At 61.9% G+C, this 20,994-nt stretch carries 21 protein-coding genes; 11 read left to right on the top strand and 10 right to left on the bottom strand.

The window, feature by feature from the left end:
• Positions 1-104 precede the first annotated feature (104 nt).
• The 4 genes from GH769_RS26080 to GH769_RS26065 all read right to left on the bottom strand — a co-directional run bounded on the left by GH769_RS26080 (position 105) and on the right by GH769_RS26065 (position 3,146).
• Positions 105-506, bottom strand: coding sequence for a biopolymer transporter ExbD (locus tag GH769_RS26080; protein WP_014716440.1), 402 nt, complete (start codon positions 504-506; stop codon positions 105-107).
• The gene (locus GH769_RS26075) at positions 507-1,226 is read right to left on the bottom strand and encodes a MotA/TolQ/ExbB proton channel family protein (protein ID WP_032901765.1); all 720 of its coding nucleotides are present in this window, start codon (positions 1,224-1,226) and stop codon (positions 507-509) included.
• A gap of 28 nt (positions 1,227-1,254) precedes the next feature.
• Entirely contained in the window at positions 1,255-2,061 is an 807-nt protein-coding gene (locus GH769_RS26070) for an energy transducer TonB (RefSeq protein ID WP_032901764.1), read from the bottom strand.
• 233 nt (positions 2,062-2,294) lie between these two features.
• Complete coding sequence (locus GH769_RS26065; RefSeq protein ID WP_005783745.1) at positions 2,295-3,146, bottom strand: LysR family transcriptional regulator; 852 nt, start codon at positions 3,144-3,146, stop codon at positions 2,295-2,297.
• 107 nt (positions 3,147-3,253) lie between these two features.
• Between GH769_RS26065 and GH769_RS26060 the strand changes: the two genes are divergently transcribed.
• Positions 3,254-3,715, top strand: a complete 462-nt coding sequence (locus GH769_RS26060) for a nucleoside deaminase (protein WP_020302220.1) — start codon at positions 3,254-3,256, stop codon at positions 3,713-3,715.
• Positions 3,702-4,889, top strand: a complete 1,188-nt coding sequence (locus tag GH769_RS26055) for a CynX/NimT family MFS transporter (protein ID WP_032901763.1) — start codon at positions 3,702-3,704, stop codon at positions 4,887-4,889. The genes GH769_RS26060 and GH769_RS26055 overlap by 14 nt, the downstream gene beginning before the upstream one ends.
• Here GH769_RS26055 and GH769_RS26050 read toward each other — a convergent pair.
• Entirely contained in the window at positions 4,860-7,175 is a 2,316-nt protein-coding gene (locus GH769_RS26050) for a TonB-dependent receptor (RefSeq protein WP_032901762.1), read from the bottom strand. The two genes, GH769_RS26055 and GH769_RS26050, sit on opposite strands and share 30 nt — an antisense overlap.
• 155 nt (positions 7,176-7,330) lie before the next feature.
• On the opposite strand from GH769_RS26050, the gene GH769_RS26045 reads away from it, so the two are divergent.
• The 3 genes from GH769_RS26045 (at position 7,331) to GH769_RS26035 (ending at position 10,694) form a co-directional block, all read left to right on the top strand.
• Entirely contained in the window at positions 7,331-8,275 is a 945-nt protein-coding gene (locus GH769_RS26045; RefSeq protein ID WP_032901761.1) for a LysR family transcriptional regulator, read from the top strand.
• A gap of 105 nt (positions 8,276-8,380) precedes the next feature.
• Positions 8,381-8,842: an HIT family protein gene (locus GH769_RS26040; RefSeq protein ID WP_019819891.1), complete on the top strand. Its 462-nt coding sequence runs from the start codon at positions 8,381-8,383 to the stop codon at positions 8,840-8,842.
• Between the two features lie 244 nt (positions 8,843-9,086).
• Positions 9,087-10,694, top strand: a complete 1,608-nt coding sequence (locus tag GH769_RS26035) for an alkaline phosphatase family protein (protein WP_032901760.1) — start codon at positions 9,087-9,089, stop codon at positions 10,692-10,694.
• 126 nt (positions 10,695-10,820) lie between these two features.
• Here GH769_RS26035 and GH769_RS26030 read toward each other — a convergent pair whose 3' ends face one another.
• Positions 10,821-11,726, bottom strand: a complete 906-nt coding sequence (locus GH769_RS26030; protein WP_019819893.1) for a TauD/TfdA family dioxygenase — start codon at positions 11,724-11,726, stop codon at positions 10,821-10,823.
• A 184-nt stretch (positions 11,727-11,910) separates the two neighbouring features.
• Here GH769_RS26030 and GH769_RS26025 point away from each other — a divergent pair, with 184 nt between their 5' ends.
• A complete protein-coding gene (locus tag GH769_RS26025; RefSeq protein ID WP_019819896.1) occupies positions 11,911-12,831 on the top strand; it encodes a LysR family transcriptional regulator in 921 nt (306 codons plus the stop codon).
• 104 nt (positions 12,832-12,935) lie between these two features.
• Here the strand turns inward: GH769_RS26025 and GH769_RS26020 are convergent, their stop codons facing one another.
• Complete coding sequence (locus GH769_RS26020) at positions 12,936-13,937, bottom strand: ABC transporter substrate-binding protein (protein WP_153649928.1); 1,002 nt, start codon at positions 13,935-13,937, stop codon at positions 12,936-12,938.
• A gap of 279 nt (positions 13,938-14,216) precedes the next feature.
• Between GH769_RS26020 and GH769_RS26015 the strand changes: the two genes are divergently transcribed.
• Both GH769_RS26015 and GH769_RS26010 read left to right on the top strand, forming a co-directional pair.
• Positions 14,217-15,815 (top strand): ABC transporter permease, encoded by a 1,599-nt coding sequence (locus tag GH769_RS26015; protein ID WP_032901758.1) that lies wholly within the window; start codon positions 14,217-14,219, stop codon positions 15,813-15,815.
• A complete protein-coding gene (locus GH769_RS26010) occupies positions 15,812-16,627 on the top strand; it encodes an ABC transporter ATP-binding protein (protein ID WP_020302213.1) in 816 nt (271 codons plus the stop codon). The genes GH769_RS26015 and GH769_RS26010 overlap by 4 nt, the downstream gene beginning before the upstream one ends.
• Here GH769_RS26010 and GH769_RS26005 read toward each other — a convergent pair.
• A complete protein-coding gene (locus tag GH769_RS26005) occupies positions 16,614-17,696 on the bottom strand; it encodes a fatty acid desaturase (protein WP_153649927.1) in 1,083 nt (360 codons plus the stop codon). The genes GH769_RS26010 and GH769_RS26005 overlap by 14 nt on opposite strands.
• Positions 17,697-17,797: 101 nt before the next feature.
• Between GH769_RS26005 and GH769_RS26000 the strand changes: the two genes are divergently transcribed.
• On the top strand, positions 17,798-18,802 hold the full coding sequence (locus tag GH769_RS26000) for an AraC family transcriptional regulator (RefSeq protein ID WP_032901755.1): 1,005 nt from the start codon (positions 17,798-17,800) through the stop codon (positions 18,800-18,802).
• A 61-nt stretch (positions 18,803-18,863) separates the two neighbouring features.
• On the opposite strand, the gene GH769_RS25995 is transcribed toward GH769_RS26000, so the two are convergent.
• Complete coding sequence (locus GH769_RS25995; protein WP_133244168.1) at positions 18,864-19,193, bottom strand: hypothetical protein; 330 nt, start codon at positions 19,191-19,193, stop codon at positions 18,864-18,866.
• A 189-nt stretch (positions 19,194-19,382) separates the two neighbouring features.
• Between GH769_RS25995 and GH769_RS25990 the strand changes: the two genes are divergently transcribed.
• Entirely contained in the window at positions 19,383-19,856 is a 474-nt protein-coding gene (locus GH769_RS25990) for a heme-binding protein (RefSeq protein WP_032901754.1), read from the top strand.
• A 27-nt stretch (positions 19,857-19,883) separates the two neighbouring features.
• Positions 19,884-20,294, top strand: a complete 411-nt coding sequence (gene uraH, locus GH769_RS25985; RefSeq protein ID WP_014716425.1) for a hydroxyisourate hydrolase — start codon at positions 19,884-19,886, stop codon at positions 20,292-20,294.
• On the opposite strand, the gene GH769_RS25980 is transcribed toward uraH, so the two are convergent.
• Positions 20,289-20,975, bottom strand: a complete 687-nt coding sequence (locus tag GH769_RS25980; RefSeq protein WP_032901753.1) for a Crp/Fnr family transcriptional regulator — start codon at positions 20,973-20,975, stop codon at positions 20,289-20,291. The genes uraH and GH769_RS25980 overlap by 6 nt on opposite strands.
• Positions 20,976-20,994 lie beyond the last annotated feature (19 nt).

The raw sequence follows: 20,994 nt of genomic DNA, 5'->3' as shown, positions 1-20,994 counted from the left end.
AACGTGTGAATTCTTTTCCTTTACTAACGCTATACCCTTCCAATAAAAAAAGGGCCGCACCCTGCCAAGGAAACGGCCCAAAAACGTGTCGCGGCTCTTTGAAACTAACGTGCAGTAATCACCGACAATTTGGTAATGCCTGCGCGCTCGATCGACGCCATGGCTCGCGCCACTTCGCCGTAGTTCACTCCATCGTCGGCCTGCAATTGCACCCGCACGTCGGGGTCCTTGGCCTTGGCCGCCTGCAGGTTGAATTCCAACAGGTCCGGCTGGATTGCGTCCTTGTTGATAAACAGTTTGCCCGCGCCGTCGATGCTCACCACCAACGGGTCTTTCTGCTCAACCGGCGCTACGGCCTGGGTTTTGGGCAGGTTGATCGGGATGGAGTTGGTCAATAGCGGCGCGGTGACGATAAACACCACCAGCAGCACCAGCATCACATCCACCAGAGGCGTGACATTGATCTCGCTCAGCACCTCATCGCTGTCTTGCGTGGAGAAGGCCATTCAGGATGCCTCCTTCACTTTCTGCGGGCTGCCGGCGTTGACCTTGGCCAACGTCGGGTGCAGCAGCACGCGGAACGCGTTTTTCTGCGCCAGGCTGTAGAAGTCGTGGGCAAAGTCATCCAGGTCTGCCGCCGTCAGCTTCAGGCGACGCAGGAAGTAGTTGTAAACCAGCACCGCAGGCACCGCGACGGCGATCCCCACGCCGGTCGCCACCAGTGCCGCGCCGATGGGCCCCGCCACGGTTTCCAGGCTGGCGGACCCGGCAGCACTGATCCCCTTCAGCGCTTCCATGATCCCCCACACGGTGCCAAACAGGCCGATAAACGGCGAGGTGCTGCCGATACTGGCGACCACAGCCAGGCCGGTTTCCAGGGAGCGACGCTCACGCACGATTTGCTGGCGCAGGGCGCGTTCGAGGCGGTCCTGGTGATTGATCGCCTGGCTCAAATCCGCAGCGTGGGGGGTATCGCCCACCTGGATCGCGGCATAGCCGGCCTGGGCTACACGGGCGGCGGCGCCAGGCTGGGTTTCGGCGAGTTCGGCGGCCGAGTCGAGGCTCGATGCCGCCCAGAACTGTTTGTGAAACTTGCGATCCTGGGCCTTGAGGCGACCGAACTGCACGCCCTTGAGCAAGGCCAGGCCCCAGGTGGCGACCGAAAAGGCCACCAGCAGCCAGATCACCGCGCTTTCGATGGATTCAAGTGGAGATGCCAATGCCATGATGTTTTCCCTCTGCGCCGCTGAATAATTAATGAATCTTGAAATCGATGGGCACGCTCACCCAGCCGTTCTGGGCCACATCGCCCTGTTTGGCAGGCACGAAACTCCAGCGCTTCACCGCCGCCAATGCCGCGTCATCCAACTGCTGGCGACCACTGCTTTTTTGCACCTGGATCTCACCCGGTTTACCACTGGCCAGCACCTGCACCCGCAGCAACACCGTACCTTCCCAACCGCGACGCTGAGCCAGTGACGGGTATTCCGGCGCCGGGTTCTTCAGGTACGCGGCGTTGGCCGAAGCAGGCGTCACCGGCGCTGGCGCCGCGGGTGCGGGCGGTGCAGGTGGCGCTGGCGTCGGTGGTGCAGGTGGCTGCTCGACGGCCTTGGGGGCCGGCTTAGGCTCAGGTTTAGGCACGGGCTTGGGTTTGGGTTTCGCAACGGGTTTGGGCGGCGCCGGCTTGGCCGCCAACTCATCCACCACCGGCGGCGGTGGTTCGACCACAGGCGGTGGTGGCGGTACAGCCGGTGGCGGTTCAACCACCGGCGGCGCCGGCTGGAAAAATTCGATGGTCATCGGTGGAATTTCCGGCGGCACAATCGGCAGCACCGGCGTGGGTTTCTGGCTCACCCAATAGATCACTGCACCGTGCAGCGCCAACACCAGCAACCCGAGCAAAACCCCCTCGCGGCGGCTGGAAAAACGCTTCGGGGTCTTCTGCAGGCGCAATTGCCCCAACGGCGCGTGATGCGGCCGGCCAAGGTCGACCAACTCACCACTCGGTGCCGGGCGCCACTGCGCCTCGGGTGCACTGGCGGCGGTCTGGACATTGCCCATTGATTCACTCCCTACGGTTTTGAAAAACCGACGGGCCAGCGAAGGCCCGTCGTGGGCTGAATCATCGGGGCCAGACACTTATCTCTTAAAGTAATCTTTAAAGTTATACATAGAACAAAAACACATAAACAAAACAGCCGATCACGCCAAAGCCACGTGGCCCGTGGCCTGGCTTCAAGCCGTTGTCTTTCAATGCCTTAAAGGCATACAAAATATTCGGCAAAGGTATGGGCTCAGTGCGGGTTTCCACTGCACAAGGCCAGCAATTCACCCAGCAAACTCTGGCCCGCTGCGCCCAGACCACTGCGGCCATACAGGGCCAATCGCACGCCATGAACAGGCGGCAAGCCACTCTCTGGGCCGAGTATGCGATGGCCCGGTTGCAATACCCGTTCGGGCAATAAACTGATGCCCAAGCCTGCCGCCACCGCCGAGCACACACTGGCCAGGCTGGCGCTGGAATAGCCGATGCGCCAACGCCAGCCGGCCCGTTCCAGATGGTGCAGCATGTCGTTGCGATACAGGCCGCCTACGGGGAAAGCCACCAGCGGCAGCGGGTCGCGGCCCAGGGCCGGAGTGCTCAGGCTGTCGACCCAGTACAAGGGCTCCGGCCACGACGCCACACAGTCGTCGCTGTCGCCCATCTGCTTGACCAGCAACACATCGAACTCACCGCCCCGGTACTGGCGCTGCAATTCAGGGCCCAGCCCGCTGGTGACTTCCAGTCGCACCCGTGGATAAGCCACGACAAATGCCGAAAGCAGCGGCATCAGGCGCTCGGCGGCAAAGTCCTCCGGCACGCCGAGGCGCAACACGCCGTCGCTTTGCTGGTTGATCAGCACATCGGCGGCTTCTTCGTGCAGCGCGAGGATGCGGCGCGCATACGCGAGCAGGCGCTCACCCTCGGCGGTGGCCACTACCCGGCGCTGGTCGCGGTCGAGTAACTGACACGCCACTGCGTCTTCCAGGCGGCGGATTTGTTGGCTGACGGTGGACTGGGTCAAGTGCAGTCGCTCGGCGGCGCGGGTGAAATTGCCGCAGTCCACCACGGCGACAAAGCTGCGCAACAACACGGGATCGAACAACGTCATCACCATTGTGCTTGCCACTGATTGGCATGTTTATATTTAATTTCAGAATACCTTGCTGGCTGCCCATACTTCACACCTTTCATCGCATCCGGGGGCCTTGTATGACCAACGATCAAGCACACCTGCAACGCGCTATCGCCTTGGCCCGCGCCAACGTCGCCCAAGGTGGCCGCCCCTTCGGTGCTGTGCTGACGCGCAACGGTGAAGTGCTGGTGGAAGCCGCGAATGAGATACACCTGACCCAGGACCCCACCGCCCACGCTGAGCTGCTGGCGATCCGCGCAGCGAGCCGACAACTGGGTGCGCGCCTGGTGGGGTGCGTGATCTATGCCAGCGGACAGCCTTGCCCAATGTGCTTGAGCGCCCTGTACCTGTGCGGTGTAGAACGCGTAGTGTTTGCCGCCAGCAACGAAACAGCCGAGCCATTCGGCCTGTCGACGGCAGCCATCAGCCAGCAGGTTGGCTTGCCCATCGACGCGCAACGCCTGCCCATTCAGCACCTGCCCGACGCCGCAATGACTGCGCTGTATCACCAGTGGAAAACCCTGCATGACCCTGAATAAATCCCTCGCCGGCTGGGGCCTGCTGGTGGTGCTCGGCCTGAACCTGCGCCCCCTCCTCAGTTCCATCAGCCCGCTGCTCGGCGAGATTCGCCAGGCCACCGGCCTGAGCTTTCAGAGCAGCGCCCTGCTCACCAGCCTGCCGGTGATCTGCATGGGGTTGGTGGCACTGGTGGGCGTGCGCGTGGAGGCGCGCTTGGGCGAGCGTCGCGGCATCGCCCTGGGCTTGTTGATGATTTTGCTGGCGTGCCTGGCGCGCTGGCTGATGGGCCAGGCTTCGGCACTGCTGGTTACCGCGCTGCTCGGCGGTGCGGGCGTGGCGCTGATCCAGGCGCTGGTGCCGGCGATGATCAAGCGCGAATTCCGTCACCGCGTGCCGGTGGCGATGGGCGTGTATTCGGCCTCGCTGATGGCCGGTGGCGGCCTGGCGGCGCTGCTCAGTCCGGTGGTGGCCACGCATTTCCAGCAATGGCAAGCAGGCCTGGGTGTGTGGCTCTTGCCGGCGCTGGGGGCGTTGTTGCTGTGGGCCTGGCTGCCGCTGGGCGCGGCGCGAAACCCACAGCAGGCCCCTGCGTTCAAAGGGTTGCGTAACCGCCGCGCCTGGCTGCTGGCGCTGTATTTCGGCCTGGTCAACTGCGGCTACATGAGCATGGTCGCGTGGCTGCCCGCCTACTATCAGCAACTGGGTTGGGGCGTGCTGCCCAGCGGGTCATTGCTGGCGTTCATGACGATTTTTCAGGTGACGGCCGCTCTGTTGATGCCAGTGCTGGCGCAACGCGGTATCGACCGCCGCCCATTGCTCAGCATCAGCCTGCTGGCGCAAACCATCGGCTACCTGGGCCTGATCATTGCGCCGCAGGAATATCCCCACCTGTGGGTGGCCTTGTGCGGCTTCGGGTTAGGGGCGTGCTTTGCCCTGAGCTTGCTGCTGACCCTCGACCACCATCGCGACCCACGCCAAGCCGGGCAACTGGCGGCGTTCGTGCAAGGCGTGGGCTTTTTGATCAATGCGATTTCGCCGTGGCTGACCGGCTGGCTGCGCGAGCTTACCGGCAACTTTGTCAGTGCCTGGGTGGTGCTGACGGTGACGGTGGTGGCGATGCTGCTGGTGACGCGGGTGTTCAGCCCGGCCACCTATCGCACCGACCTAGAAGTCGTAGCGCCCAGTCACGCCTAGGGTGCGCGGCGTGCCCAACAGGCCCTCGTAACCGCCGTTACCACCGGTCCACAGGGTGGTGTAGTAGGTTTTGTCGAAGGCGTTTTTCAGCCACAGCGACACATCCCACTGCCCTTGGTCATAGTCGCCGCGCAAACCGGTAGACAGGTTGACCACCGCATACGCCGGGATCTGCCCGTAGTCGGAATCTTCCACCGTGCCCACCGCCTTGGAACGGAACGCGTAACTGGCGGTGACATAGGGTTCGAAGCCGTTCGCCAGGTTCCACTTGTACTCGCCGTTGGCGTTGGCGATCCACTTGGAGGCGCCCACTACCTGATGGCCGCTCAGGTCGCAGGATGCCGGCGCACCGGGACGCAGGCTGGTTTCCGGCGGGCACGGCGCATCCTTGTAAGACAGGTACGTCACGTCATTGAAGGAGCCGTTGATGTTCAGGGTCAGGCCCTTGATCGGCACCAAGGTGCTTTCCACCTCCACGCCTCGCGAGCGTACCGAGCCGGCGTTGGTCAGGTACTGAACGCGGTTGTCCTGGTCGTAGGCGTTGGTCTGGTAGCCGTTGACCTGGGTCCAGAACAGGTTGGCATTGAGCTGCAGGCGGCGGTCCCACAGCGTGCTCTTGAAGCCTAGCTCGGCGTTGTTGGCGCGCTCGGTGCCGATCAGCAACGAGTCGGCTCCGGCCGTCGGCGCAGACCCCACCGCCAGGTTCACACCGCCGGACTTCTCGCCGTGGGACAGCGTCGCGTAGCCCAGCAGGTTTTCATTGAAGTGATAACTGAGGTTGAGCAGCCCCGACGGCGTGGCGCTGTATTGCGACAGGTCGCCAGAGTCATAGGCCCCGGTACGCCCACGCCGCGCCGTGGCAGCAGCCCCGCTGACCGCCGCGCCACCGACGGGCGCATTGCGCGTGACCCAGGCGCTTTTCTCTTCGTAGGTGCCACGCAGGCCGGCGGTGAAATCCAGGCGTTCGGTCAGGTGCCAGGTGCCTTGGGCGAACAGCGCGAAGCTGTCGGTGCGGATATGCCCGTTGCCCACACTGCTCACGTTGCTCAACGCACCGGCAGGTGTGCCGTTCCAGATATCGGCCTTGGGCCCGTAGTAGGCAAAGGATTTGTTATCCAGGTCGGAGCCGAAGTAGTAGGCGCCCAGCACGTAATCGAAGAAACCACCGCTGGGCGACGCCAGGCGAAATTCCTGGGACCACTGCTTATCTTCCACCGAAACCCCGGCGTTATACGACGCCGGTACGTTGAGGCCATCATCGTTGCGCGGGGTGAAATTCCACCAGCGATAAGCACTCACCGAGGTCAGGGTGAAGTCGCTGGGCAGCGTCCAATTGGCTTCCAGCGACGTACCGCCCTGGAACACCGTGACGTGCTGGTCGTTGTCGAGGTTGACCTTGCGATGGGTGCCGTCCACCAAAGTTGCGCCCGCCGCGTTGGCCCGGGATTGATACAGGTTGGTGCCATTGATGGTCGGGCCGGTGCTGTACAGCACGCGGGTGCCGGCGCTGGAATCCTCTTCGTTGTAGTCGCCGATCCAGCGCAGGTTGAACGCTTCGTTGGGCTTGTACAGCAGTTGCCCGCGAAAGCCCTGGCGTGAACCGCCGTTCAGATCATGGCCGTCGTGTTCATTCTTGATGTCGCCGTCGCTGCGCGTGCGATAGGCCGAGAAACGCCCTGCCAAGTCCTCGGTGAGCGGGCCGGAAATCGTGCCCTTGGTCTGGAAATAACCGTCCTCGCCCAAGGAGGTTTCGATGCTGCGCTCGGGAGTAAAACTCGGCGCGCGCGTACTGATATTGATCACGCCAGCCGTGGTGTTCTTGCCGAACAACGTGCCCTGGGGGCCGCGCAAAACCTCAAGCTGCTCAATGTCCATCAGGTCGAACACCGCCATGCCCGGGCGCCCGAGGTAGACGTTGTCGATATACAGCCCCACGCTGCCTTCCAGGCCATCGCTGGCCGGGTTGTTGCCCAGGCCGCGGATCGACACGCTGGACTGGCGCGCATGCATATAGGCGACGTTGACGCTGGGCACCAGTTGCTGCAAATCCTGGATGCGGTACACCCGCTGGGTTTCCAGGGCCTGGCCGCCGAGCACGCTCATGGGCGTCGGCACAGCCTGGGCACTTTCGGTACGCCGCCGGGCAGTGACCGTGACAGTTTCCAGTTGGCCACTGGCGCTTTCGCCCTTGCCGGCAGGCGCGGGTGTTTCAGCGGCCTGGGCCGGCGACCAACTGCTGCTACCGGCCACTAGAACAGCCAGGGGCAAGGACTTGAACAGACTCATAAGCGGCTCCAAAACCCCGGAATACTCGTCGCCTCATATTCCTAAAGGTTATTTATTTATGTTTTTACGAACATTTACTGCATAAGAGATAGCCTTTATAAGGAGTCGACCTAATGCATAGCCAATGCATTTCCCGGATATTTTTGATGTGAAAAATGCATATCGACCTGCGCCAGCTTCGCCACTTCATCGCGCTCGCCGAACAGCGCAGTTTCGTCGCGGCAGCAACGGCGGTGAACCTGTCGCAGTCGGCGTTCAGCCGCAGCATCCAGGCCCTGGAACACAGTGCCGGCTGCCAACTGGTCGACCGTGGCCGCAAAGACCTGGCGCCCACCAAGCAAGGCCAGGTGCTGCTCGAACATGCACGGCGCCTGGTCAGCGGCGCACAACAACTGGCCAATGAAATCAGCCAGTTCAACGGCCTGGAAGCCGGTGAACTGCGTTTCGGTTGCGGCCCCGCGCCGGCAGCTGGGTTAGTCCCACGTGCCATCGGCAGTTTTATCGGGCGCTACCCCAAGGCCCGCGTGCAGTTCCAAGTGGATGACTGGCAAAGCCTGGGCAAGCGGCTGCTCAGCGAAGAGTTCGAATTCTTCGTCGCCGACACCCGCCACTTCGAAGCCAACCCCGACTACCACACCCACCGCCTGCGCCCGCGCCGTTGGCACTTCTGCTGCCGCGCCGGGCATCCCCTGGCCGCACGCAACAGCGTCAGCGCCGCCGAGCTGATGAGCTACCCGCTGGCAGTGACCATCCGCCCGCCGAACCTGCGCAAAGTCATCGTCGACCTCAGCGGCCGGCCGGATTACCAGCCCAATGTGGAATGCGAAAACGGCTACAGCCTCATGGGCGTGGTATTGCGCTCGGACGCCATCGGCATCGTCAGCGCCAACAGCGACGTGCTGCACATGGCGCGGGGCGAACTGGTGTGTTTGCAGATTGAGGGGTTGGACGAAAACCTGGAGGAGCGCTACACCCGCTACGGGATCGTCAGCCGTGCAGGGTATCGGTTGTCGCCGCTGGCGCAGGCGATGATTGAGCAGATCAAGGAGATTGACGAGAGGGACGAGGATGTTTATGCGTTGGAAAATATTGCGGTCTGACTAAGCGGTGAACAGCGGCCCGCAACGTCAGTGAAGTCATCGTTAGATAACAAAGATCACATACAAGAGGGTCTACCTTTTGACTCGCACGAGGAAGCGCGTTTGATGGACTGTATTTTTTGCAGTATTGCCCGCCGTACTGCACCCTGCCACCTCCTATGGGAAGACCAGACCCACATGGCCTTTCTCTCCATATTTCCCAACACCCCGGGGTTCAGTGTCGTTATCCCCAAAACCCATCACGGCAGCTATGCGTTTGCCGAACCGGACGCCGTGCTGTGTGACTTGGTCATCGCAGCCAAAAAGACGGCGAAGCTTTTGGACAAAGCACTAAAAGGTGTGGCTAGAACAGGCATGATTCTGGAGGGTTATGGCGTCGATCATCTGCACGCCAAATTATTCCCGATGCACGGGACCGGGGAAGATAGCGCCTTCAAAAAAATCAGTTCGACCCAGGACAAATATTTTGAGCGTTATGAAGGCTATGTCTCCTCCCATGACGCGGCCAGGGCAGATGATAAAGCGCTGGCAGGACTGGCCGCTCACATCAGGTCCTTCGCCGGGTAAGCCTGCTCCCCACAATTGGATCGCGGGTGTGCCAGGTAGATATGTATCTGCTGTCAGGCCGTCATCGCAGGCAAGCCAGCTCCCACAGGGGAATGCATTTCAACTGTGGGAGCTGGCTTGCCTGCGATGACGCCAGCAGCCACACCCATGCACTCAATGCATAGAACCCAGTCCCCAAATGCACTTGCCAGAGCGCCCCTCGAACGGCGAAAAACCCCACCTGTCCTCCGTTCGGTAAATTCCCATGTCTGACCCCAAACCCGTGCGCAACGTGCTCTACATCATGTGCGACCAACTGCGCCGCGACTACCTGTCCTGCTACGGCCATGCCCATTTGCACACGCCGAATATCGACCGCCTGGCCGCCGCCGGCGTGCGTTTCAGTCGGGCCTATACACAAGGCACCATCTGCGGCCCGTCGCGCATGTCGGCCTACACCGGGCGCTATGTCAGCAGCCATCAGGTGGCGTGGAATGCAGTGCCGCTGCCGCTCGAAGAACTGACAATCGGCGACTACCTGCGCCCCCACGGCATCCGCACCGCCTTGGTGGGCAAGACCCACGCCACGCCGAACCTTGAGGCCTTGCAGCGCCTGCAGATCGACCCCGACAGTGCCCAGGCCGAGCCGCTCAATGAGGTCGGCTTCGATGCGTATCTGCGTCACGACGGCATCTACCCCGACAGCCCGCTGTTCGAGGATAAGCGCGAGTCCGCGCCCTACACCCAATACTTGCGTGATCACGGCTACCACGGCAGCAACCCTTGGCACGAATGGGCCAACGCCGCCGAAGGTGAGAACGGCGAAGTGCTCAGCGGCTGGCATATGCGCAACGCCGGCAAACCCGCACGGGTGGCCGAAGAACATTCGGAGACCGTCTACACCACCGACCGCGCCATCGACTTTATCGACGAACAAGGTGAACAGCCCTGGTGCCTGCACCTGTCGTATATCAAGCCGCACTGGCCCTACATCGCGCCGGCGCCGTATCACGCGCTGTACGGTACCGAGCATGTGCAGGCGCCGATTCAACCTGAGCACACCAGCGATCACCCGGTGTACCAGGCATTTCGCCAACACCAGGAGAGCCAGAATTTTTCCCGTGACGAGGTGCGCCTCACGGTGATTCCGACCTACATGGGCCTGATCAAACAGATCGACGATCAACTCGGGCGGCTGTTTGATTTTCTGCAAAGCACTGGCCGTTGGGATGACACGCTGATCGTGTTCACCAGCGACCACGGCGACTTCCTCGGCGATCACTTCCTTGGCGAAAAAGAGTTTTTGCTGGAGCCTGCGGTGGGCATTCCGTTGATCGTGCGCGACCCGCGTGCCAGCGCCGATGTCAGCCGCGGCACCGTAGACGAGCGCCTGGTGGAAACCATCGACGCCCTGCCCACCTTCCTCGACGCCTTGGGCTTGCCCGCCGCCGACCATCGCCTGGAAGGCCGCTCATTGATTCCATTGCTGCAGGGCGAGCAACCCAGCTGGCGCCGCTACGCCATTGCCGAATACGACTACGCCTTCCAGGCCCCGGCTCGCGAGCGCCTGGAGCAACCGATCGACCGTTGCCGCATGACCATGGTGTGCAGCGAGCGCTGGAAGTACCTGGCCTACGACGGCTTTCGCCCGCAACTGTTCGACCTGGAAAACGACCCGCAAGAACTGCACGACCTGGGCAGCGATCCCGCCTATGCCGAGGTACGCGAGACGCACCTGGGTTATCTGTTCGACTGGCTGCGCGGGTTGAAGCGGCGCACCACCATCAGCCACACGGAGGTTGAGGTGCGCGGGCAATGGTTTCGTTATGGTGAGCCAGAGGCAGAGAAAGTGGTGAAGATCGGAGTCTGGTAAACACCACAAATCCAAATGTGGGAGCGGGCTTGCTCGCGAATGCAGTGGGTCAGTTGATGAATACGTCGACTGACACTGCGCGTTCGCGGGCAAGCCCGCTCCCACATTTTTTAATCTTCACTCAGATTAAAGACCTTTAGTGGTTTTGCTTGATTGCCCCTGCACCCCCACCGGCACATCCCCCTTGAGCGTAACCCGGCGCACGATGCGCTCCTGGGTGCCGTAGTCGTCCACCGCGTAATGCTGGGTGGCGCGGTTATCCCAGATCGCCACGTCACCGGTGTTCCAGCGCCAGCGTACGGTGTTTTCCAGGCGGGTGACGTGGCCTTGCAGCAGGTTGAACAACTGCGCCGACTCTGCCTGGGAGTAGCCTTTCAGGCGTTTGACGAAGTGCCCCAACAGCAGGGTTTTCTCACCGCTGACCGGGTGCACGCGCACCACCGGGTGTTCGGTTTCATACACTGTGGAGGTGAAGACCTTGCGGTATTCCTCCAGCTTCTCAACCGCCACATCGGGTTTGCGTGCGGCGTAATCGTATTCGTTGCTGTGCACCGCCCAGAGGTGGTCAGCCAATGCGCGCAGCTCCACGCTGAGGTCGTTGTAGGCAGCGGCTGTGTTGGCCCATACGGTATCGCCGCCGGAAGCAGGCGCCAGCACCGAACGCAGGATCGAGGCCTTAGGGTAGGCATCCACAAAGGTCACGTCGGTGTGCCAGGAATTGGCGCGCTGGCCACGGGTGCCATCCAACTCCATCAAGAACCGCGTGCCGTCCCGCACCGGCACCGTCGGGTGGGCAATCGGCTCGCCGAGCAGGTGAGCAAAGGCTTCCTGGCTCTGGTCATCAAGATGGGTTTGTTCGCGGAAGAAGATCACCTTGTACTGCACCAGCGCCTGCTGAATGGCCTCGACGGTGGCGGCATCCAGCTCACCGGACAATTTGATGCCACGGATTTCGGCGCCGATCCGCCCGGCTACCGGGTGAATATCGAGTGGTTGGGCGACGGATTGAACGGCTAATGCGGCGTTGCTCATTGTGATGACCCTCATGTGCCTGCGAAACGGTGGGGGGACGCTTCCAGCAACGCTCTATCCATATGCAATTTAGGTCTAGCAAATGAATGAATGCTTCGTTGACGGAATAAGAGCTTGCATTTAAAACCTCAGCTTGCTCGGTCGCAAATGCCTTCGACCTATTTTTAAAATGCCGGGAAAGCATATGGATCTTCGCCAACTGCGCTACTTCATCGCCCTCAACGAACACCGCAGTTTCGTGCGTGCCGCGGACGCTATGGGCATCACCCAACCAGCGTTCAGCCGCAGTATCCAGGGGCTGGAACAGGAGTTCGGTTGCGTGTTGGTAGACCGTGGCCACAAGGACTTGCGCCCCACGCCGGAAGGCCAGGTGGTGTTGCAGCACGCCCTGAGCCTGGTGCATGGTGCAGCGCTGCTGAGCAGTGAAGTGACGCGCATGACCAAGCTCGACGCCGGCGACCTGCGTTTCGGCTGCGGCCCGGCGCCAGCCGTGAAACTGGTGCCGGATGCGGTGGCGCGGTTTATCAACGCCCACCCGAAAATCCGTACCACGTTTCAGGTGGATAACTGGGAAACCCTCAGCCGCCGCCTGAGCCGTGAAGAGATTGAATTCTTTATCGCCGACATCCGCCAGTTCGAAGCCGACCCGAATTTCCAGACCCGCGCACTCACCCCCAAACGCGGGGTGTTTTTCTGCCGCCCTGGGCATCCTTTGCTGGCCAAGGACAGCCTGTCCACCAACGATATGTTCGACTACCCGCTGGCGGCGCCGCTGATCTCCCAAGGCATTCGCAAACTGCTGGCGAACCTGAGTGGGCGTATGGATTTTTCCCCGAGTATCCAGACCGAGCACTTCCCGGCGCTGGTGAGCATCGTGCTGCAAACCAATGCCATCGGCGTCGGCACTGAAGAAGCCTTTGCCGAGGACATCGCCAAGGGGGCGCTGGTGCTGCTGCACTGGCGCAACTTGCCGCAGCACATGGACACCCTGAGCGCACGCTGCGGGATCGTCAGCCGCACGGGGTCGCGGTTGTCGCCGGCGGCGAAGGCGATGATCGAGACCTTGGTGGAGGTGGATAGCCAGCAGGTCAGTGTGGCGGTTTGAAGGGCCTCATCGCAGGCAAGCCCGCTCCCACATTTGAGCGTTGAACACATTCAAGTGTGGGAGCTGGCTTGCCTGCGATAGCGATAGCCCAGGCACCGACAAGCTCAGAGCCCTGCCGCCACCAGCCCAGGCGCCACCCAATCACTCACCTGAAACGACTTGCGAATCAACTTCTCCCTGGACGCCAAGTCCACCGCATCCTGCAATTTGCCAAGGAACACCGGGTCCAGCGTGGAGGGGAAAACTTCGCTGAGTTTCTGGTCTTTCAAATCATTGGTGAGGATCACCGGCGGGTAACTGGCCAGCCCTGACACCAGTGCGATGTACGCCTGTTTGTTGTTGTCATCGGTCAACCACTGCACCGCTTGCTGCTGGGCCTTGAGCAACGTGGCCACGGCGTCTGGGTGTTCATCGACGAATTTGGAGCTGCCCACCAGCACGGCCTGGATGCTGCCGGCATCGCCCAGGTCCTTGGTGGTCAGCGGTATTTCTGCCAAACCTTTGGCCTGCAACGCCGTCAGGGTGGACCCGCCCCAGGTGGCGTCAATCTGCTTGGCGGCCAGGGCGGCAGCGGCCGCGTTGAAGTCCAGGTTGATCACCTTAAGGTCCTTCTCGCTCAAGCCCTGGCTGGCCAATGCGCTGTCGAACGACAACTGGCTGGCCGTGCCTCGGAACACCGCCACGCGCTTGCCCTTGAGGTCTTGCAAGGTCTTGATGCCGGAGCCCGGCACCACGCCGAGGTAGTGTTTCACTCCCCGTGCAGAGGCGCTGAGCAGCCGCGTGTCCAGGCCATTGGAGCGGCCGATGATCGCTGCCAGGTCGCCCAGATAGGCCAGGTCCACCTGGCCGTTGGCGAACGCTTCATTGATCACCGAGCCGGCGCCCTTGAAGTAATTCCATTGGATCTTGATGCCTTGGTCGGCAAAGGCTTTTTCAAAGATCTGCTGTTCACGCAACACGTCGGTGATGCCACCACCGCTGTGCTGGCTGCCGGCACTGAGGTCGGGCACCGCGATGCGGATTTCCTTGAGGTCGGCGGCATGCACCAACCCGGCCAGGGCGGTGCCGGCGAACAGGCTGATCAGACGTTTAAAGGGCAGTTTCATAAGCGCAGCTCCTGGTGGGCGACGGTCGCCTGGGGAGCAAAAAGTAGGCATAGACTGAACAAAACTTTAAATACTATAAATTCACAATTTAATAGCATTTAGAAATATGCAAGCTAACCCGCAGCCTCCAGAGGCATATGCATAAACAGCATCGAAAATATTCTTCGAATGCATTGGATGCGTGGCGGCGTGAGGCTTTAAATGACTTTTCTTATCTCACAATCATCTTGATCACGCTTTTGTAAGATCGAAATCACATAACGCATTCGGAGGTCTTCCATGGCCCGGATTTCACTTCTGAGCCTGCCGCTGGCGGCCCCGCCCAAAGACATCGCGCCGCGCTGGGCGCAGCTGGGCCAGCGTTTATTGCCGTGGCTGCTGCCGCTCACGCTGTTTGCCTTATGGTGGCTGGCCAGCCGCAATCATTGGATGAGCGAGCAGATTCTGCCCACCCCCGCCCTGGTGTGGAACAGCGCGGTGGAGTTGGCCGCTGGCGAGTTATGGAGCCATCTGGCGATCAGCTTGCAGCGCTTGTTCTGGGGCCTGCTGGCCGGTGTCAGTGCCGGCGCGATACTGGGCGCGTCCCTGGGTTTCAGTGCGCGCGCCGAGCGCTTGGTGTTCCCGACGTTCAGCGCGCTGGCGCAAGTGCCGACCCTCGCCTGGATCCCGCTGTTCATGGTGTTTTTCGGCATTGGCGAAACCCTCAAGCTGGTGGTGCTGGTCAAGGCCATCGTGGTGCCCGTGACCCTGCATACCCTGGTGGGCGTGCGCGACGCCCAGCCCAACCTGCGCGAAGCCGCCCGTGTACTGCGCCTGCCTGGCCACTTGCTGATCCGCCGCCTGGTCCTGCCCGCCGCACTGCCTGCGTTCATGGCCGGCGTACGCCTGGCCCTGGCCGCCGGCTGGACCTCCCTGCTGGCCGTGGAGCTGCTGGCCTCCAGCGAAGGCATCGGTTACCTGATGGTGTGGGCGCGCCAGTTGTTCATGCTCGATATCGTCTTCGTGTGCATCGTGGTCATTGGCGTGCTGGGTGTGGTGATGGACCGCGGCATCGGCTGGCTGGATCGCCAGTGGGTGCACTGGCCCCACCCCGCCACCGCGCAGATCCGCCGCGGGCCACGCTATGAAGGCTGGCAACGTCTGCAGCCCTGGTTGTTACCCTTGCTGTTGTTGGCGCTGTGGCAGGCAGCGTCGCAACAGGGCTGGGTAGACCCGAACATTCTGGTCAGCCCCTGGGCCGTGCTGCAAACCACCCTGGCCGGCGGGCTGGATGGCAGCCTGACCACCGCCCTGGGCAAAAGCCTGGGCCGGGCCCTGGGCGGCTTGTTGCTCGGCGGCAGCCTGGGCTTTGCCGTGGGCTTGTGGCTGGGGTTGTCGCGGCGCAGTGAACGACTGCTCGGCCCAACCTTGTCCGCGTTGCGCCAGATTGCCATTTTCGCCTGGGTGCCACTGTTGACCGCCTGGTTCGGCCTGGGTGAGTTGGCCAAGTGGGTGTTTATCGCCCTCGCCGCCTTCTTCCCGTTGTTTATTGCCACCCAGCGCAGCGTGCTCAACCTGTCACCCCAGCTGCGCGAAGCCGCGCAGGTGCTGCGGCTGAACCTCTGGCAACGCCTGCGCCGCCTGGTGCTGCCGGGTGCCGCGTCGGGGATTTTCGCCGGCCTGCGCCTGAGCCTGATCTACGCGTGGATGGGCACCCTCGGCGCCGAATATTTCATGCCCTCCAATGGCGGCATCGGCAGCCTGATGATCGGCGCCCAACAGCTGCTGCGCATGGACCTGATCATGAGCGGCATGCTGCTGGTCGGCCTCACCGGCGCCACCCTCAACCTGTTCGGCCAACGCCTCGAAACCCGCGCCACTCGCTGGAGACACGCATGAACGCACCAATTGTCAGCTTCAACCACGTGGGCAAGTCCTTCGACGTCGATGGCTTCGAACTGGAAGCCATCCGCGAATTCAACCTGGAGGTGGCCGAAGGGGAATTCGTCGCGATTGTCGGCGCCAGCGGTTGCGGCAAGTCCACCCTGCTGCGCCTGCTGGTGGGGCTCGATACGCAGTATCGCGGCGAGATCCAGGTGGATGGTAACGCCGTCAGCGGGATCGGCGGCGAACGCGGTATTGTGTTCCAGGAGCACCGCCTGTTCCCGTGGCTGACCGTGGCGCAAAACATCGGCCTGGGCCTGGTCAACGAGCCGCTGAGCGAAGCCGAACGCACGCGGCGCATCGGTGATTTTATCGAGTTGGTGGGCCTGACTGACTTCACCCGCGCCTATCCCCACCAACTCTCCGGCGGCATGGCGCAACGGGTGGCGATTGCCCGCGGCCTGGTGGCCAGCCCGCGCATCCTGTTGCTGGACGAACCCTTCGGCGCCCTCGACGCGCTGACCCGCCAGCAGATGCAGGATGAACTGTTGGCCATTCGCGCCCGCGCCAGAATCACCACGGTGCTGGTCACCCATGACGTGGAAGAGGCGATTTTCCTCGCCGACCGCGTGGTGGTGATGGAGCCCAGGCCCGGGCGCATCAAGCAAATAGTCGAGATCGCCCTGCCCCATCCACGCCAGCGCAGCAGCTTTGAATTCCACCAACTGCGCGAAGAACTGCTGCACGAACTGATCAGCGATGACCACTACCAACCACCCGTGCGCGAACAGATTCGCGATTTGCCCCTGGCGTTTATTGCCTGCTGAGGTGAGCTAAATCGCTGTGTGCCTGCTCACGTCGTTCGAAGCGGTTGGCGCGGGCAAAGGTGCCCAAATCATTGAAGCGCACACCCATCTCGGCCATCACCTTATGCGCCACCTTGGTGGTCATCTGGCGGATGTAGAACGGCTCTTTGACCACAAAGTGATGGATGCCATGGGTGCTGCCGAAATTGAAGCAGAATGCCTGCAACGGCCATAGCCACCAAGGGTTCAGCACTTGGGTTTGCTGAATCACATTGCCCAGTTCCACATCGCCGTAGTAATGCATGTTGGAGCTGACAAAGTGCAGGCAGAAGGTGCGCAACACGTTCGGGCCGATGATCACCACCGCAGCGATATCGATCACCTGCATCACCTGCATCACCTGCAAGGTACCGGCTGACCACTGAATGGGCGCGCCCATCAAACTGGCAATGCCATTGGCGGCATGAAAGCCCAGGAAGACGTACCACGCGCCCCAATGCAGCAAGGCCAGCGGTGCGTACACCAGCAGCACGCGCTTGAGGATGCTAGCCCTGTGCGGCCAGGTCTTGGCGCGCAACAGACGGATCAAGGCTGACATCATGTTGTCCCCCACCATCAGCAACCGCGCGATGCCCCAGGGTTCGCCATTGGTGATCGCGCGCTCTTCCATGTCGGCTTCGGTGCCCGAGACCTTGTGATGGTTGAGGTGCAGGTGCCGGCGTATCCATGGGTTGATGGTGCTTGGCCGCGCCAGCCATACCAGGCCCATCATCAGGTTGTGGGGCACGCGTTGCTTGCGAAAGTACATGCTGTGGATCAGGTCGTGTTCCAACTCATGAGTGAGCGAGGCGAAAAAGGCATTGAGCAGCAGACACACCCACCAGGCCATATGACCGCTGATATAAAGCGCTGCCGAGCCGAGCATGCCCAGCAGGACAAAGGCCAGGATGCCCGCGCCCAGCGCGTCCTGATGCAACAACCAGGGGTGCCGCTGGCGCAAGCGCACGCCTTCGGCCATCACGACCTCGCGGATATGCGCCGAACGCTGTTGCGCGTTCAACGGCTGGGGGCTTGCAGAAGTACCGTCCATGCTTCCATTCTCTTGTGAAGTGATGCCTGAATCCTGCACCTAACCCTAGCGCAGGACGCTAGCCGCGCACGCCAATCTGTTGACCACAAGCGCCAATTGCCATGACCGAACCCACTTCCCTCGCCAGCTGGACCCGTGCCCTGCGCAAGCAGCTCGACGCCCTGGGCCTCGACAGCGCCGCCCTGTGCGCCGAAGCCGGGCTGGACCCGCAGCAGATGGACGACCCCAACGCCCGCTATCGGTTGTCGGCCACCACGCGCCTATGGGCGCTGGCGGTACAGGCCAGTGGCGACCCGGCGATTGGGCTGCGGGTGTCGCGGTTTGTCAGCCCCACCACCTTTCATGCGCTGGGTTACGCATTGGTGGCCAGCGGCAGCTTGCGCGAGGTGTTCGAGCGCATCGTGCGCTATCACCAGGTGGTCAGTGATGCCCTGGACCTGGAGCTGAGCCGCCACGGCGACGTCTACCGTTTTCGCCTGCTCCAACCTCCAGGCAGCCCCGCGCCCGCGCCGGAAGCGATTGATGCCTTTGCGGCGATCTACGTACGCACCTGTCGCAACCGCCTGGGTCGCGACTATGCGCCGTTGGCCGTTTACCTGCGGCGCCCGGAACCCGCCGACCCCGAGCCGTGGCACAGGGTATTTCGCGCGCCGGTATGGTTTGCCGCCGACGAAGACCGCCTGGAATTCGCCGCCAGCGATTTCGACAGCCATCTGGACGACGCCAACCCGGAGCTGGCCGAACACAACGAAACCGTGCTCAAGCGCACCCTCGCCCAACTGCAACCGTTGACCTGGGAACGCAAGGTGCGCGCCGCCATCGAGACGCAATTGCCAGACGGCGAGCCAAGCGCCGAACGTATTGCCCAAGCGCTGCACTTGAGCCTGCGCAGCTTGCAGCGGCATCTGGCCGATGAAGGCTGTCGATTCGACGCCTTGCTCAATGAGTGCCGGCAAAACCTGGCGTTATTGCACCTGCGTGACCCGCAGTGCTCACTGGCCGAGATCAGCCATTTGCTGGGGTTTGCCGATACCAGCAGTTTCAATCGTGCGTTCAAGCGCTGGACGGGGATGACGCCGGGGCAGTTTCGGGGGGATTTGCAGTAGCCATCCAAGTACCCGCTGCCTCCCCCTAAGAACGACTACTGACCCGGGCCAAACCACCCGCTCACTTCACCGTAAATCTAATAACAGGTGTCCATTCGGAACGCACCCGATCATCTTGCTGCCAGCCGAAAACAGCGACCTCGCCAGGGTCCAGATAAGCGGTAAATTCCCATGAGCCATCGTCTTTGACTCTCACGCCGCCAAAGCTATCTCCATCTATCGGAGTACGTGTGAAGTAGACCCACCAACCTGGAAGACCAATTCCGTTGAATGTCACTGGAGTCGAGTAACTTGCTCCCGTCGTCGGTGCATTGACAACCGGTGCGCCTACTTGAAGATTTTGAGGTCCATTCGGTATCGGATGGGGCGCAACACTAGATTTTTCTGACATGAGCCTTAACTCCTTGATTGTCAGGATTGATAACGAAAGTCTGCTCCACCTTAAACATCGCATCTACTGTCAAAGTTGACAGGTACAAAACCCACTCAGCCAGTTTGATTACAAACCTGTCATCCAATTGTGCGGCTTTTGTCCGCGTCCGCTGGTTACCGTGTTGGCCTGCTTTCTGGAGCCCTCACTATGTACCGCACTGCCTTGTTCCTGAGCCTCGCCGTGGCCACCGTCGCCCAGGCGACGCCACAACTGCCCCGCCACGCCGAGCTGGATCTGCACGCCGCTCGCCAACTGGCCGACGCCAGCCTGGCCCACTGCACCGCGGCGCTGACCGTACTCGACCGCGGTGGCAACCTGTTGCTGGGCCTGCGCGCTGACGGTGTCGGCCCGCACAACAGCCTCGCCAGCCAACGCAAGGCGTACACGGCGCTGTCGACAAAAACCCCGACCCGGCTGTTTGCCGAACGGGCGCGTAATAACCCCGAGGCCGCCAACCTCAACAGCTTGCCCGAGCTGCTGTTGCTCGGCGGCGGCGTGCCGCTGTTTGCCGATGCCGAACTGGTCGGTGCGCTGGGCATCGCCGGTGCCGGTGGCGCCGCGCAGGATGAAGCCTGCGCCGTACTGGCCGCCGAGCAACTGGGCTTGAAAATCACCCCTTGATTCCACTTCCCTCAAAAGGACTTCGCGATGAAAACCTTGAGCATGACCCTTGCCGCACTGAGCCTGAGTGGCCTGTGCAACCTGGCCCTGGCCGACGGCAACCCCCTGAGCGTGCACGTACTCAACCTGGAAAACGGCCTGCCAAGCGCAGGTGTCAATGTCACCCTGGAACAGCACGTGGGCGATAAATGGCAGTCGCTGTCTGAAGGTGTGACCAACCAGCAAGGCCGCATCGCCGAGCTGTTCCCGGCCAACCGCAGCATGCAGCCGGGCGAGTACCGCGTGGTGTTCAAGACCGGCGATTACTACAAGAAGGCGAACCGCGAGACGTTCTTCCCCGAGGTGCCGGTGATTTTCCAGGTCAAGCAGGCCGACCAGCACTACCACATCCCGCTGCTGCTCAGCCCTTACGGCTTCTCCACCTATCGCGGTTCATAGGCCCGCGGCCAGCCGCAGCCCATTGAGGTCGCGTATCTCGATGGCGCCGTAACTCAAGCCGATAATGCCCTGTTGCTCCAGCGCCTTGAGCAGACTGTTGATGGTCTGGCGCGACAGGCCCAGCATTGCCGCCAGATCCTCCTGGGGCAGTTGCAGCACGCGGCGCGCCTGCTCAACTTCGCCGTAGCCTTGGGCGATCATCAGCAGCCGATGGGCCAGGCGCTTTGAAGCGGGCATCAGGCTCATGTGTTCGATATTGATCAACGACAGCCTCAGTTTATGGCTCATCAACAGTGCCATCTCCCGCCAGAACAGCGGATGCTGTTCGAGAATGCCGAGCATCGCCGCCTGCGGCACCTGCAGCAGTCTGCAAGCACCCGTGGCCAAGGCATCGTGGGTGCGCGGCAGGTTGTCGAACAGGCAGATCTCGCCGAACCAGTAGGGCGTTTCCACCAGGCTCAACACCGCTTCCTTGCCTTGGGCACTGACCGCACTGATGCGCACCGTGCCTTCCAGCACCGCATACACGCCGCACGGCGGGTCACCGCGCTTGAACAGGTACTGCCCCGCCGTCAGCACACGCAACCGCGCCGCCCCCAGCAGGCTACGCTGCAAGTCAGGCGGCAAATGGCTGAACCAATGACCGCGAGCCAATTGCGCGTGCCATGTCCCTGTGTCCATGCGAACTCCGAAGATTGTC

This window comes from Pseudomonas sp. CFSAN084952 (assembly GCF_009648855.1).
In the GTDB taxonomy this organism is placed as follows: domain Bacteria; phylum Pseudomonadota; class Gammaproteobacteria; order Pseudomonadales; family Pseudomonadaceae; genus Aquipseudomonas; species Aquipseudomonas paracarnis.
Note: the sequence above shows the minus strand (reverse complement) of the source record. Positions and strands in the feature narration are given on the sequence as shown.